We start from the raw sequence: 13,706 nt of genomic DNA on the forward strand, positions 1-13,706 counted from the left end.
CGACGGGAGGTGAGGACGCGTCCAGAGGGGGTTACTTTTCCACGAGGGTGAGGACGTCGTAGGTGGCCACGATTTCGTCGTTCTGGTTGGTCAGGACGGCGTCCCAGGCCACCTCGCCGTACTCGTCGGTCTCGCGCGGGGTGATCTTCTTGGCGGTGAGCGTCACCCGGATGGAGTCCCCTGCAGCGACCGGCGTGACGAAGCGCAGGTTCTCCAGCCCGTAGTTGGCCAGGACCGGGCCCGGCGCAGGCTCCACGAACAGGCCGGCGGCCCAGCTCAGCAGGAGGTACCCGTGGGCCACGATGCCGGGGAAGAACGGGTTGGCCTCGGCGGCTTCCTGGTTGGTGTGGGCGTAGAAGGTGTCACCGGTCGAGTTGGCGAACGCCGTAATGTCCTCCAGCGAGACCTCGCGCAGGCCGGAGCGGACGGCGTCACCGATGTGCAAGGTCTCCAGCGACTTGCGGAACGGGTGCGTGCCCTCGGTTTCCTGGGTGAAGTTGCGGTCGGCTCCGGTGTGCCAGATCCCCGTCACGGCGGTGAGCATGTTGGGCGAGCCCTGGATGGCCGTGCGCTGCATGTGGTGCATCACCGAGCGGATGCCGCCCAGCTCCTCGCCGCCGCCGGCACGGCCCGGCCCGCCGTGCACCAGGTGCGGCACCGGCGATCCGTGGCCGGTGGAGGTGCGCGCGTCCTCGCGGTTCAGCATGAGCACCCGGCCGTGATGGGCCGCAATGCCCGTGACCAGTTCCCGGGCAACGGACGGATCGTTGGTGCAGACCGAGGCGACCAGCGAACCGCCGCCACGGGCGGCGAGCCGGACGGCGTCGGGAATGTCCTTGTACCCGATCACCGAAGACACCGGTCCAAAGGCCTCCAGCGAGTGGACCGGCTCGGCCTCGGCGTCGGCCCAGCTCAGCACCACGGGGGACATGAACGCACCGCCTTCGACGACGCCTGTGGCGCCGTCCGCACTGGTGACCGACGGCGAATCAAGCGTTCCGTACGCGAGCTCACCGCCGGCGTCGAGCATGGACTGCACGGCGGCCCGGACGTCGGCGAGCTGCTCAAGCGAGGCGAGCGCACCCATGGTGACGCCCTCGGCCCGGGGATCGCCGAGCACCACGCGCTGCTCCACCCGGGCGCCGATCGCTGAAACGACGGCGGGTACCAGGTCCTGCGGCACGATGGCACGGCGGATCGCGGTGCACTTCTGTCCGGCTTTGACCGTCATCTCGGTGACCACGGACTTGATGAACGCATCGAACTCCGGCGTGCCTTCCACTGCGTCGGGGCCGAGGATGGCGGCGTTCAGGGAGTCGGTCTCGGAAGTGAACCGTACGCCACCCAGCACCACGTTCGGGTGCGACCTCAGGGACTGGGAGGTGGATGCGGACCCGGTGAAGGCCACGAGGTCGCGGTAGTCCAGCACGTCCAGCAGCCCGCGGACGGAGCCGGAGATCAGCTGCAGCGAGCCCTTGGGCAGGATGTTTGATTCGATGATGGCCTTCACCACGGCCGCGGCGACGTAGCCCGTGGGCGTGGCCGGCTTGACGATGGTGGGGACACCGGCGATGAACGCGGGGGCGAGCTTCTCCAGCATCCCCCAGACCGGGAAGTTGAAGGCGTTGATCTGCACGGCGACGCCGGGGATCCGGGTGTAGATGTGCTCGCCGGCAAACGATCCGTCCTTGGACAGCACCTCCATGGGCCCGTCCACCACCACCTGGGCGTTGGGAAGCTCGCGCCGGCCTTTGGACCCGAAGGTGAACAGCACGCCGATGCCGCCGTCGATGTCGATCATCGAGTCGATCTTGGTGGCGCCGGTCTGCGCGGAGAAGGCGTAGAAATGCTCGCGCCGCGCGTTCAGGTACTGCGCCAGCTCCTTGAGTTTGAGGGCACGCTGATGGAAGGTCAGCTTGCCGAGTTCCGTCTGGCCTGTGGTGCGGCCGTAATCCACGACGGCGGCCAGGTCCAGGCCGTCGGTGCTCACCTTGGCCAGGATCTCCCCCGTGCTGGCGTCCCGGACGGGGACAGCGGAAGCCACCGAGCCGGCGTCGGGAGTCCACCAGGAGTCCTGTACGAAACTGGGGACGGTTTCCACGGTGTCCAGGGTGGCTTCGGGGGCGGCGGCAGTGGTGGTCATCGTTGACGGGTCCTTCCAACGGGGGACAAATCTGATCCGGCCAGAACATTACTGACCGTCCGTTCGGTAATATGTCTACAGTACATGAATGTGCCCCGCTGCACACTAGTGGCGATTGATACCGCATTGGGCGCCAATGCGGACCGACACTCAACGGAGGAGACCACATGACGCCGGAAGCGCGCGACACCAGACTGGCCGCACAAGCACCTGTGGGGCCGCCGGTTCCTGCGGGGCCGACGCCAGGGGAACTGTGGAAGATCACCCTCGGCGAGCTCGACGAGAAGATGGGCGTGAAGATCGTGGAGGAGTCCGTGGAGCGCGTCGTGGCGACCATGCCGGTGGAGGGGAACCGGCAGTCGTTCGGGCTGCTGCACGGCGGGGCTTCACTGGCCGTGGGCGAAGCCGTGGGGTCGTGGGCGGCGGTGATCCACGCCAGCACGCTGGGCAAGACCGCCGTCGGGGTGGACGTTTCAGCCACGCACCACCGGTCCGCCCGGGCCGGCCTCATCACCATCACCGCCACCCCCATCCACCTTGGCGGCACGCTGGCCACCCACGAGGTGCTGATCACCAACGAGTCGGGCCAGCGGCTCTGCACCCTGCGCATCACCAACATGCTGCTTGCGCCGCGGGCCTGACGCCGCAGCCGGGCAGAAGCCCCGGCTAGGCTGATCTGGTGACCGAGCTTGGCAGCCTGACACCCACGCTGATCGCGGTGGGCCTCCTGATGGTGCTGACGGCCGCCGTCCTCAGCGCTTTCCGGGTTCCGCATGCCTTCGCGCCGGCTCTCGCCATCCTCCGCGGCGCGGCGCAGCTCGCAGCCGTGAGCCTGATCCTGGGCGCCGTGATTGCCAGTCCCGGGTGGGTGGCCGTGGCGCTGGGTGTCATGTTCAGCGTCGCCGCCGTGACCGCCGCGCGCCGCCTCGTCTGGTCCTGGCGCCGCCTCGCCGTTGTGGCCGGCTCGATGGCCGCCGGAGTCCTCGTGTCGCTGGTCGTCGTGTTCGGTACCGGCGCCATCGAGTTCACGTCCCGGTACGCGCTGGCGATCGGCGGGATCGTGGTCGGGAACTCGATGGCGATTGCGGGACTCGCCGGGCGCAGGTTCAACGAGGCCGTCATCGACCGCTGGGACCAGGTGGAGGGCTGGCTCGCGCTGGGAGCCACTGCCCGCCAGGCGACCCGCGAAATGGCCCGCAGCGCCGTGTACTCCGCGCTCATTCCAACGGTGGACCAGACCAAGACGACGGGCCTGGTCACGCTGCCGGGCGCCTTCGTCGGGGCGATTTTCGGCGGACTTTCGCCGCTGGAGGCTGGCCGGTTCCAGATCGTGGTGCTCGCCTCGATCATGGCGGCCGGGTCCGTCACCGCTATCCTGCTCATCAGTATGCTCGCCCCGGTCCGCGTGCGGCCCGCACCGCTCGGGTAGGCGGCCGCGCTCCGGCATTGGCCAAGGCCATCCCGGCCGCCCGCCGTTGACATTGCGCCGGCCGCTTTATACTCTGGCCGCTCCGGGCCAGAGGCAGCGGCACTCATGGGCCGGGCCTTGTCCGCCTCCCAGCAGGTGCAATTATGAGCACGCGAACCACACAGGCCGTCGCCGCGCTGGCGGCTGTCCTTCTGGCGGTCCTGCTGGCGGGCTGCGTCTCGCAGGCGAACCCTTCGACGCCGGGCACACATTACTACGTCAGTGCCGCGGGCAGCGACACCAGTTCCGGGACGTCCCCGCATACGCCCTGGCAGTCACTGCAGAAGGTCAATGACACGGAATTCAGCGCCGGCGACTCCATCAGTTTCCGCAAGGGCGACGAGTGGATCGGCAACGTCGTTCTGGACGAAAGCGGAACACCGGCGTCGGCCATCAGGCTGAACAGCTACGGAAACGGGAAACTGGCAACGATCACCAGCGGGGAGGGCGGAAACTGCTTCCGGCTGAACGGCAGTTACATCGAGGTGGACGGACTGCGGGCCACCAACTGCGGGTACGCGGGCTTCAACGTCTACGGCGACCACGTGGTGGTGCGGAATTCCGAGGCCTCGGACAACACCGCTGGAATCAAGGTGGGCACTGGCTCGGACTTCGGAAACTACTCCAACAACGTCCTGACGAACAACAACGTCATGAACGTCAACACCCCGGGGTCGCAGTGCGGCACCGCGGAGGCAGCCAACTGCACCGATGATTCCGGCGCGTTCGGCGTGCTGATCAACGGCAACGACAACGAGTTCGCCGGCAACACCGTCACCGGTTCCACAGCCTTCTCCTACGACTTCAGCCGGGACGGAAGCGCGTTCGAGATCTACAACGGCAGCCGGAACAACATCCACAACAACAAGGCCATCGACAACAACGTTTTCTCCGAAATCGGCCGCTCCAACGGCGCCGCCGACGGCAACGTTTTCCGCTACAACCTCATCCGTTCCTCCTGCGGGGCGGAATGCGCCGAAGCCGCGGGACTGATCATCCGCGGCCCCGGCACCCGGTTCGGCCCCACGAACAGCACCACGTTCGAATTCAACACGGTGTGGCTGAACGGCAGCCATTCGCGCGGCGTAGTCTGCCACGCTTCCTGCCCCTCCTCAACCGTCATCCGGGCCAACATCCTCGTTGCCGTGCGTGATGCCCTCTGGCTGGACGGATCCGGCTGGACGGAACAGTCCAACGTGGTCAACGGCCCCAGCAACGTCCCCTTGGACAACAGTTCGACGGCGGCTCCCGCAGAGTTCGTCAATCCTCCCGAGGACCTGCACCTCACCAGCGGCAGCCCGGCGATAGACCGCGCAGCCAACAGCCCGTCCGGGGTGGACCTGGATCAGGTGGCCGTACCGCAGAGCGGTCAATGCTCGGGATCCGGACAGGCCGACGCCGGCGCTTACGAATACAGGCCGCCCAACTGTTAGCGCGGTGGGCCAGTCCGGGCACTTCCGTCAGGTTCTTCCACGCGCTGCGGCGCGGGACGATAATCAGGTATCCGCTCTGCACACCAATGGAGGTGGTGGATGTGTCTGTTTACACGTTGGGTATCTGGCTCGTGAGGCCGGGCCGCGAGGACGACTTCGTGAAGGCATGGAAGGACATCGCCGAACGCACGCACAAGGAGCATCCCGGCGGGCACGGCCTGCTCATGCGTGACCGCGACGTGCCCAACCGCTTCATCAGTACCGGGCCATGGGCATCACTCGAGCAGGTGGAACAGTGGCGGTCATCGGCGACCTACACCGAGGGCATCGCGTCGATGCGGGACATTGTTGAGCACTTCGAGCCGCACACGCTGGACGAAGCCGCCACCATCGGCTGAGGCTGCGGCTCAGCGCCTCGTGCGGCGCCGCACGATCACCAGCACCAGGCCACCGAGCAGCAGGGCCACACCTGCCCCGGCCGCGGCGAGCGTGAGGCCCGATACCCCTGTGTCGGCGAGCATCGCCGGCGCTCCGGCCGGACCTGTGGCGCCGTCCGGTCCGGCAGCCGGAAGGGCGGCCACCACAGTCGGCTGGGGCGCGGGCTCAAGCACGGGCCGGCCGCCGTGGGCTGCGGCCGGCGGGGAAGCAGCCGGGGACACTGCGGTGTCCGGCGTGCCGGAACCGCCGGGGGCAGGCGCTGAGGATGCAGGTGCGGTGCTGAAGGTGCTCAGCCCGGAGCGGCTGAATCCGTTCACCGCCTGCGCGGTGAAGTGGTCGGCGGCGGCCGGCGCGCTGAAGGCCCAGTTTCCCCGGGCATCCACGTCCACGTCGAACGGTTCGCTGCCCGGAAAGCTGACCCGGACCCGGGTTCCCGCCGGAACATCAGTGGCCGGGGCCGCAGCCAGCCGCCCGATGATCCGCTGGCCGGCTGCGATCGGCCCTGCCGGCAGCGTTCCGGCCAGGACCGGTTTGTTCAGGAACAGCCTCAGCTGCACGCCCGGGAGGATGGACATTGAATCCTCGAGCGTGGCCGCGACGGCGAAGTTGTCGGCGGAATCGCTCGCGTTTCCCGCCGAATGCGTGCCCACGGCGTAATTGCCGCTGATCCACGGCCCGCCGGAATCACCGCCGCTGGATTCCACTGACGTGGAGAGGAATCCGCTGAAGGAACGCAGATCGGCAGGGTCGCCCGAGCCCCCGCCCACGACGTAGATCCCCACCTCGTCCACGATGCCGCATGACCATCCCGCGGTCCGTCCGGAACGGCAGACAGCCTGCCCCACGAACGGCGATGCCGTGCCCACGATCTTCACCGAGCCGGAGCCCAGGCTGGTGGCGTCCGCCCACGTGGTGGTTGCCGGGAGCGGGTCGAGGTCCTGCCGGATGGACTCGATGACCGCGATGTCGTTCCCCGGTGTGCCCGGGTTCTCCGGATCCGCGACCCAGGAGTTCCCGGGGCCGCCGAACTGGCTGAAGCCGAAAGTTCCGAGCTTCCCCGTGACCGCGTTTTCCGCCAGGAATCCGCCTGCGGGATCCCCGGCGGGCAGCGTCACCTCGGCGAGGCGCGCAGCGCCGTCGTCGGCACAGTGGCCGGCCGTGAGGACCAACGGCTCGCCGGTGGGGCTGAAAGCACTGAAGCCGGCGGAACAGACCACGCCGCCGTCGATCCGGTATCCCTGACCGCCGAAGAAGTCCTCTTCCGGCGCCAGGGGTTCGCCGTTCTCCAGGACCACGTTGGCGTACTGCCCCACGAATTCCGACGGCGATAGCCTCGCGCCGCTGTTGGGGTCCCCCGATGCCGGGTCTTCCGACGCCGGCGGCTGGGTCTGTGTGGGATGGGCGCCGCCCGCTTCAGTGCCGGCCGTTTCTGTTGCGGGCTGCGGTTCAGCCTGGGCCTCGTTCACGCCGCCCGTGCGGATGATGAACTTGCCGTCCGCCTCGACCACGGCCTGGAGCCCTGCCGGTCCCACCTCGCGGAGGTACGCCTGGTAGAGCTGCTCGACGCTTGCAGCATGAAGGTCGGTCCCGGCCGGCCCTGCTGCCGTGCGTCCGGCCGCCGGCTTTGGCGCATCGGTTGACGGGGCGGAGGCTTCCGAAGAGGGCGCAAGCACGAATTCCTCCCGGGCCTCTGGGTCGGCCCCGTTGAGGGAACCGACAGCCGTGGCGAGCGCGGGACCGGTTCCGGCAACCACAATTTTCCCGCCGCCCAGCCTGACCGATTCGAAGCCCGCCACCTTCCGGAGTGTATCCAGGGCAGCGGCCGCGCGTTTGCCCTGCTCCCCCGCGGCGTTGAATTCCTCGAGCGTCATGCCCAGGTCGCGCAGTACGGCGTCGGCAAGGCCCTCCGCCGGCACGCCTGCCGACGCCGGGGCCGCCGGACCCGCCGTCGGGGCAGCCGTCGGGGCGGCCGGGGAAGCCGGGGACGGCACCGCCGTCGGGGAAGCCGGGGACGGCACCGCCGGTGAGGTGGCCGCGCCGCCGGAGGCCGCCGCCGTCGTGCCTTCAATCGCAGCGCCTTCAAAGGCGGCGTATGCGGGCAACGGGGACAGGACAGCGCCCAGCGCAACCGCGGCTGAAAGCGCGAGTGCGCGCCGGAGCGCGGTGCCATGTGCGGGTGAAGTCACAGGGCAACCCTAGCGCCGAGGGCTGCGAGCACTGCTTCCAGTTCGGGCCCGGTGACGCCGTTCCGCAGCAGGAATTCCCGGGTGTTGAGCCCGCGCACGAAGTCCAGAACGCGCGCTCCGCGGGTTTCCAGGAGCGGGGCAAGGGTTGCCTCGTCGAGGTAGCGTTCGTGCGCATGCGGCGGCCACATGGTCCGGTGGCGTTCGTTGATGCTGCGCATGGCGGCCTGGTAGCAGGCCACGATCTCGGAATCGCTGGCGCCTGCAAGGTCCTGGAGCATGGCGGCGATCATGCCGCTGCGGTCCCTGCCGGCCGAACAGTGGATCACGACGCCCCCGGGAGCCGCCGCCACGGCTTTGAACACGGCGGCAAGCCGGTCCGGAAAGAGGCGGGCATTGGCAGCGTAGTGCGCGGGATCGTTCAGGTAGGGATCGCACAGCGCCTTGAACTCAGGGTTTTCGGGGTCTTCTGTGGGGGCGTGGACAACGTCAAAGCCCGCGAGCGCCTCGCCCACCTCCGGATCGCTGGGCCGGCGCTGCCGTTCGCCGGGGTTCCGGAGGTCGATGATCGTGCGGATCCCGTCGCGGTAGGCTTCCTGCCAGCCTGCCTCGGTGACCCATTCCCGCCGCCCCATCCGGTAGACAGAGCCAGCCACAAGCCAGGCGTTCACCGCCCCGTCCCAGCCGATCTGTCCCCTCGCGCTCACGGTGCCAGCTAACCACACCCGCCCCTGTGGCCGCACCCGTTTCGGGTCAGGGCGTTGACGGCGGGCGTACCCTTGGGAGACCAGCGCCGTACCGTGGCGTGATCGAGGATGGGGACTCTGATGACAGCCAAACAGCCTTTGCGACGGCGGTTCACCCGCCTCACCGGTGCCCTGGCGGCCCTGGTCCTGGCCTGCCTGACGGCAGCGCCGGCATCCGCGGACCGGTTCGATTCCTATGTGGCCCTGGGGGATTCCTATGCCGCCGGCCAGGGTGCCGGGCCGTACGCTGACGCGTGCCTGAGGAGCGGGCACGGCTACCCGGCGCTGCTGGACGCGGAGCGCAAGGTCACTCTGACGGGCAATGCAGCCTGCAGCGGCGCCACCACAAGCAGTGTGCGGGCAAACCAGATCCCGTCCCTGAGCAAGAAGGTGGACCTGGTGACCGTCACCGCGGGCGGCAATGACCTGGACTCCATTGGTGCGCTCGTGATCTGTTCGCAGGCCCCTGGCCAGCCGTGCACTGATGCGCTGGCCCAGCGGGCGGCCGTCCTGCAGACCGCCCTCGCCACCCCGGCGGCAAGCCCGTTCTTCCAGAACCTCCTCGCGATGCTGGAGGACGTCAAGGCGACGGCGCCGCGTGCCGACATCTACGTGACCGGGTACCCGCTGCTGTTCGAGCCCGGCGCCGGACCGGCCGCTGATCCAATCAACGGGCTGACGCAGCAGCTGAACGCGGTCATCGCCAAGGCAGCCAGCCAGGCGGACGGCGGGCGCTCGAAGGTTAGCTACGTGGATGTGTCGCCCGCGTTCGCCGGCCATGGAATCGGTTCCGCGCAGCCATGGATCGTGGGCCTGCCGCCGCTCTGCACGGCGTCCGCCACCTGCGGGACGTCGTCCGCGGATATCTTCCATCCCACGGCCGTTGGCTACGCCAGTGGTTACACGGCCGCGATCAGGGCAGCGCTGAACTAGTTTCCCGCAACTGGTTCCGGCAGCACCCGACCGGGCCCGGAATGCCCGCTCCAAGCCGGTGTGCCCGGCGGCGCGCGTGGCTAGGCTGGTGTCATGATCACGGTGTCGGGCACTGTCGCTTCTTCCCTGCCGGCGCGGACTGCGTTCGCCTACCTGTCCGCCTTCGAACACACCAGTGAATGGGACCCGGGCACGGCGGTCATGGACAAGCTGGCCGAGGGACCGGTCGCCGTCGGCCACCGCTACCACGCGGAGGCGCTGTTCCGGGGCAAACGCCAGCCCATCGAGTATGAGGTCGTCGAATTGTTCGACAACCACATCAAGCTCCGGGGCGAACACCGGAACCTCGTGGCCTTTGACTCCATCGATGTGCGCTCGCTCAGCTCCGGCTCCGAGATCGTGTACACGGCGCAGTTCAGCATCAACTGGCCCTACAAGCTGCTGCAGCCGTTCCTCGCGCCGCAGTTCATGAAGCTGCGCGACCCGGCACTGAACGGGCTCCGGCAGAAACTCGAATCGCTGTAACCGGGCCGCAAGTCAGCACAGGAGGACCCCGTGAGCAGTCAGAACCCCGACCCCCTCGAAGACCGCCTCACCGGCTTGGAGCCAGGCGGTGGAGTGCCGCCCGGGGAAACACCTCCTGCCGAAGCCTCCACCGGCGGACCACAGGGGCACGACGAGGGAGGGCCACCGCGCGGAACCCAGGTGGCTGTGCTGGTGCTGATTGGCATCGTGGTGCTGCTGTGCCTGCTGTTCTTCGTCGGCTACATCATCAGCCTGTTGTAGGTGGCGCCAGGTCCGTCCGGGCCGGTCCTTCAGCGGGTCATTCCGCCCAGTCGAAGAACCCCTTGCCGGTCTTGCGGCCCAGCTCGCCGCGGGCCACCTTGTCCCGAAGGATCTGCGGCGGCGCGAAGCGCTCCCCCAGCGTCGAGTGCAGGTACTCGGCGATGCCCAGGCGGACGTCCAGGCCCACGATGTCGGTGGTCTTCAGCGGTCCGGTGGGGTGCTTGTACCCCAGCACCATGGCGGCGTCGATGTCCTCCGCGGAGGCCACCCCCTCCTCCACCATGCGCATCGCCTCCAGTGCAATCGCCACGCCCAGCCGCGACGACGCGAACCCCGGAGCATCGTTAACGACGACGGCGGTCTTGCCGAGTGCTTCCGTCCAGCCTTTCGCCTGGGCCGCCAATTCAGCCGACGTCTCCTTGGCCACCACCACCTCAATCAGGGTGGAGGCGGGCACGGGATTGAAGAAATGCAGCCCCACGAAACTGGCCGGCCGCTGCAGCTGGGCGGCGAGATCGGTGACCGACAGCGAGGACGTATTGGAGGCGAGGAAGGCATGGGCGGACAGCTGCTCCTCCACGGCTTTCAGGGCACTGACCTTCAGCTCGAAATCCTCCGGAACGGCCTCCACCACCAGCCCGCAGCCGGCGAAGACGGCGTAATCGGTGGACGTGCTGAACCGGGCCAGCACCTCCTCCGGGGTTCCGTCCAGAACGCCGCGGGAAGCCGACTTTGCCACGGCATCGGTGACCCGGGTGCGGGCGCCGGCGGCAGCGTCGCCGTCGCGCTCCACCACCACCACGGTGGCACCTCTGATGAGGAAGGCGTGGGCGATCCCTGCGCCCATCCGGCCGCCACCGAGGACGCCGACGTGCTGGGGAATGGCGGTCATGAGTTGGTCCCGTCTGTGGTGCCGTTCTTTTTGTTGTTCCTGTCGGTGCTTTTCCTGTCCAGGAAAGCCTGCATCCGGTCGAACTTGGCCTGCGACTCGAACAGGATGCCCTGCGCCAGCTGGTCGATGACCGGATGCGCCTCGGCCGGCGCATGGAACACCGACTTGGTGATCCGGACGGCCAGCGGATCCTGCCCGGCGATCCGGTCGGCCAGCCGGTGGGCGGCGTCCATCAGCTCGGCGGGCTCGTGGAGTTCGGTGACCAGGTTGACGGCGAGGGCCTCCTCGGCCTTAAGGACCCGGCCGGCCAGCAGGATCTCCTTGGCCACCGGCTCCCCCACGAGTTCCTTCAGCCGCCAGCTGGCGCCGGCAGCCGCCAGGATGCCCAGTCCGGTTTCCGGGTTGCCGATCCGCACCGCCGGGGTGCCGATCCGGAAGTCTGCGGCGTACGCCAGTTCGGCGCCGCCGCCCAGGCAGTAGCCGTCCAGCGCGGCGATCACCGGCATTGGCAGCCTGGCGATCCGGACGAAGATGGTGGAGTTGATGCCCTGCAGAGCGTCGTCGCGGCGCCGCTCCCGCAGCTGGGCGATGTCCGCACCGGAGGCAAAAACGCCCCCGGTGCCGGCGATGATGAGGACCTTGGGGTTCCTTTCCAGCGCGGCGCAGACGGCATGGAGCTCATCCACCATCTGCTGGTCGATGGCGTTGCGGACGTCCGGGCGGTTGAGGAGCACCACCACGCGGTCCCCGCGCTCTTCGACCAGGAGGGTGCTGAACCCGTGGGTGCTCAAGTGTCCGTTGGTGCTGTCCTGTCCCGGCACTACACGCGCTCCAGCAGCATGGCCGTGCCCTGGCCCACGCCGATGCACATGGTGGCCAGGCCGATCCGCGCGTCCTCGCGCTCCATCCGGCCCAGTAGGGTAATGGCGATCCGGGAGCCGCTGGAACCCAGCGGGTGCCCCAAGGCGATCGCACCGCCGTCGTTGTTCACAATGTCCGGGTCCAGCCCCAGGCGGCGCACGCTGGCAAGGGACTGGGTCGCAAAAGCCTCATTAAGTTCGACGGCGCCAAGGTCACCGACGCTGAGCCCGCTCCGCTTGAGCACCTTCTGGGTTGCCGGAACCGGGCCGATGCCCATGATTTCCGGCTCGCAGCCGGCAGACGCGCCGTCGATGATGCGGGCGCGGGGCGTAAGGCCCAGCCGCTGGACCGCTGCCTCGGAGGCGACAATGATGGCGGAGGCGCCGTCGTTGAGGGAGGACGAGTTGCCTGCCGTGACCACCGAGCCGCCGGGGACCACCGGGCGCAGGCCGGCCAGGACGTCCATGGAGGTGCCGGCGCGGGGCCCCTCATCTGTGTCAACGACCGTCTCGGCCTTGCGGGTCTTGACCGTCACAGGGACGATCTCCTCCTTGAACCTGCCCGCTTCAATGGCCGCGAGCGCCCTTTCGTGGGACCGGACGGCGAAGGCATCGGCGTCCTCGCGGGAGATGTTGTCCACGCGGCCCACCTCTTCGGCGGTTTCCGGCATCGAGAAGGTCATCTTGCCGTCGCGGGACAGCTCGCCCTTCTTGAACAGCGGGTTCACGAAGCGCCAGCCGATGGAGGTGTCGAAGATGTCCCCGGGCTTCGCGAAGGCCGTCTGGGGCTTCTCCTGGACCCAGGGCGCGCGGCTCATGGACTCCACGCCGCCGGCCACCACGATGTCCGCGGCCCCGGACTTGATCATCTGGCTGGCCATGATGATGGCGCTCAGGCCCGAGGAGCAGAGCCGGTTCACGGTGATGCCGGGGATGTGCAGCGGCAGGCCGGCGAGGATGGTGGCCATGCGCGCCACGTTGCGGTTCTCCTCGCCGGCACCGTTGGCGTTGCCGAGGATGACCTCGTCGATGGCGTCCGGATCCACGCCCGCCCTGGCCACGGCCTCGCGGACCACCAGCGCGGCCAGATCATCGGGCCGGACCGCCGAGAGCGCTCCGCCGTATCGTCCTACCGGGGTGCGGGCACCGCCGACCAGAAAAGCCTCGACCATGAGAACATCCTTTTCGCAGAAGCTGGGCCGGAAGCGAATAAATTACCGACCGTTCGTTCTATAAAGATTACACGGTGACGGCAACCGGTCAACGGGGATGGAGTTTTTGTCCATTTGTCGCGGGTTAGGGTGCGGCAAAGTCGTGACAAATGGACAAAAACTCCTCCCGCCCGGCTGAGGGTCAGCCCTCGTAGCCGCAGATCGCGGCCACCTTGTCCGCCGAGGCGCTGCTTTCGTCGAAGGTGTAGCCCACCCACTCCCTGGCGAGGCGGCGCGCCAGTTCGAGGCCGATCACGCGCTGGCCCATGCACAGGACCTGGGCGTTGTTGCTGAGCACCGCCCGCTCCACGGAGAAGGAGTCGTGGGCTGTCACGGCCCGGACGCCCTTGACCTTGTTGGCCGCAATCGCCACCCCAAGGCCCGTGCCGCACACCAACAGTGCCCGGTCCGCTGCGCCGCTGGCAACCATGCGTGCGGCCTCAACGGCCACATGCGGGTAGGCGGTGTGGCCGTCGGCATCCACGCCGACATCGACGACGTCGGCCACGAGGCCGTGTGCGGCCAGATCGTTTTTCAGGGCTTCCTTGTATTCGAAGCCGGCGTCATCGCAGCCGACGACGATTCTGAGTTTTTCTGTCATTTGGGATGAACC

The 13,706-nt window shown here is 68.3% G+C and carries 14 protein-coding genes; 7 read left to right on the forward strand and 7 right to left on the reverse strand.

Going from position 1 to position 13,706, the window contains the following annotated elements; translation table 11 throughout:
* Positions 1 to 31 precede the first annotated feature (31 nt).
* A complete protein-coding gene (gene paaZ, locus ACFRAH_RS15055; RefSeq protein ID WP_377991709.1) occupies positions 32 to 2,143 on the reverse strand; it encodes a phenylacetic acid degradation bifunctional protein PaaZ in 2,112 nt (703 codons plus the stop codon).
* 287 nt (positions 2,144 to 2,430) lie between these two features.
* Between paaZ and ACFRAH_RS15060 the strand changes: the two genes are divergently transcribed.
* From ACFRAH_RS15060 to ACFRAH_RS15075, 4 genes are all read left to right on the forward strand, one after another.
* On the forward strand, positions 2,431 to 2,784 hold the full coding sequence (locus ACFRAH_RS15060; protein WP_377991780.1) for a PaaI family thioesterase: 354 nt from the start codon (positions 2,431 to 2,433) through the stop codon (positions 2,782 to 2,784).
* Positions 2,785 to 2,822: 38 nt separating this feature from the next.
* Entirely contained in the window at positions 2,823 to 3,572 is a 750-nt protein-coding gene (locus ACFRAH_RS15065) for an ABC transporter permease (protein ID WP_377991710.1), read from the forward strand.
* A 143-nt stretch (positions 3,573 to 3,715) separates the two neighbouring features.
* A complete protein-coding gene (locus ACFRAH_RS15070) occupies positions 3,716 to 5,044 on the forward strand; it encodes a choice-of-anchor Q domain-containing protein (RefSeq protein ID WP_377991711.1) in 1,329 nt (442 codons plus the stop codon).
* A 101-nt stretch (positions 5,045 to 5,145) separates the two neighbouring features.
* A complete protein-coding gene (locus ACFRAH_RS15075) occupies positions 5,146 to 5,442 on the forward strand; it encodes an antibiotic biosynthesis monooxygenase family protein (protein ID WP_377991712.1) in 297 nt (98 codons plus the stop codon).
* A gap of 9 nt (positions 5,443 to 5,451) precedes the next feature.
* Here the strand turns inward: ACFRAH_RS15075 and ACFRAH_RS15080 are convergent, their stop codons facing one another.
* Both ACFRAH_RS15080 and ACFRAH_RS15085 read right to left on the reverse strand, forming a co-directional pair.
* Complete coding sequence (locus ACFRAH_RS15080; RefSeq protein WP_377991713.1) at positions 5,452 to 7,668, reverse strand: S1 family peptidase; 2,217 nt, start codon at positions 7,666 to 7,668, stop codon at positions 5,452 to 5,454.
* A complete protein-coding gene (locus ACFRAH_RS15085; RefSeq protein ID WP_377991714.1) occupies positions 7,665 to 8,372 on the reverse strand; it encodes a tyrosine-protein phosphatase in 708 nt (235 codons plus the stop codon). The genes ACFRAH_RS15080 and ACFRAH_RS15085 overlap by 4 nt, the downstream gene beginning before the upstream one ends.
* Positions 8,373 to 8,492: 120 nt before the next feature.
* Between ACFRAH_RS15085 and ACFRAH_RS15090 the strand changes: the two genes are divergently transcribed.
* From ACFRAH_RS15090 to ACFRAH_RS15100, 3 genes are all read left to right on the forward strand, one after another.
* Positions 8,493 to 9,344: an SGNH/GDSL hydrolase family protein gene (locus ACFRAH_RS15090; protein ID WP_377991715.1), complete on the forward strand. Its 852-nt coding sequence runs from the start codon at positions 8,493 to 8,495 to the stop codon at positions 9,342 to 9,344.
* Positions 9,345 to 9,437: 93 nt separating this feature from the next.
* Positions 9,438 to 9,869, forward strand: coding sequence for an SRPBCC family protein (locus tag ACFRAH_RS15095; protein WP_377991716.1), 432 nt, complete (start codon positions 9,438 to 9,440; stop codon positions 9,867 to 9,869).
* Between the two features lie 30 nt (positions 9,870 to 9,899).
* Positions 9,900 to 10,130, forward strand: coding sequence for a DUF6480 family protein (locus tag ACFRAH_RS15100; RefSeq protein WP_377991717.1), 231 nt, complete (start codon positions 9,900 to 9,902; stop codon positions 10,128 to 10,130).
* 37 nt (positions 10,131 to 10,167) lie between these two features.
* Here ACFRAH_RS15100 and ACFRAH_RS15105 read toward each other — a convergent pair whose 3' ends face one another.
* From ACFRAH_RS15105 to ACFRAH_RS15120, 4 genes are all read right to left on the reverse strand, one after another.
* Positions 10,168 to 11,022 (reverse strand): 3-hydroxyacyl-CoA dehydrogenase family protein, encoded by an 855-nt coding sequence (locus ACFRAH_RS15105; protein WP_377991718.1) that lies wholly within the window; start codon positions 11,020 to 11,022, stop codon positions 10,168 to 10,170.
* On the reverse strand, positions 11,019 to 11,813 hold the full coding sequence (locus ACFRAH_RS15110; RefSeq protein WP_377991719.1) for an enoyl-CoA hydratase/isomerase family protein: 795 nt from the start codon (positions 11,811 to 11,813) through the stop codon (positions 11,019 to 11,021). The genes ACFRAH_RS15105 and ACFRAH_RS15110 overlap by 4 nt, the downstream gene beginning before the upstream one ends.
* Before the next feature lie 29 nt (positions 11,814 to 11,842).
* Complete coding sequence (locus ACFRAH_RS15115; protein WP_377991720.1) at positions 11,843 to 13,054, reverse strand: thiolase family protein; 1,212 nt, start codon at positions 13,052 to 13,054, stop codon at positions 11,843 to 11,845.
* 181 nt (positions 13,055 to 13,235) lie between these two features.
* Positions 13,236 to 13,694: a ribose-5-phosphate isomerase gene (locus tag ACFRAH_RS15120; protein ID WP_377991721.1), complete on the reverse strand. Its 459-nt coding sequence runs from the start codon at positions 13,692 to 13,694 to the stop codon at positions 13,236 to 13,238.
* Positions 13,695 to 13,706 lie beyond the last annotated feature (12 nt).

It is taken from the genome of Arthrobacter sp. NPDC056727, assembly GCF_042790555.1.
Lineage (GTDB): Bacteria > Actinomycetota > Actinomycetes > Actinomycetales > Micrococcaceae > Arthrobacter.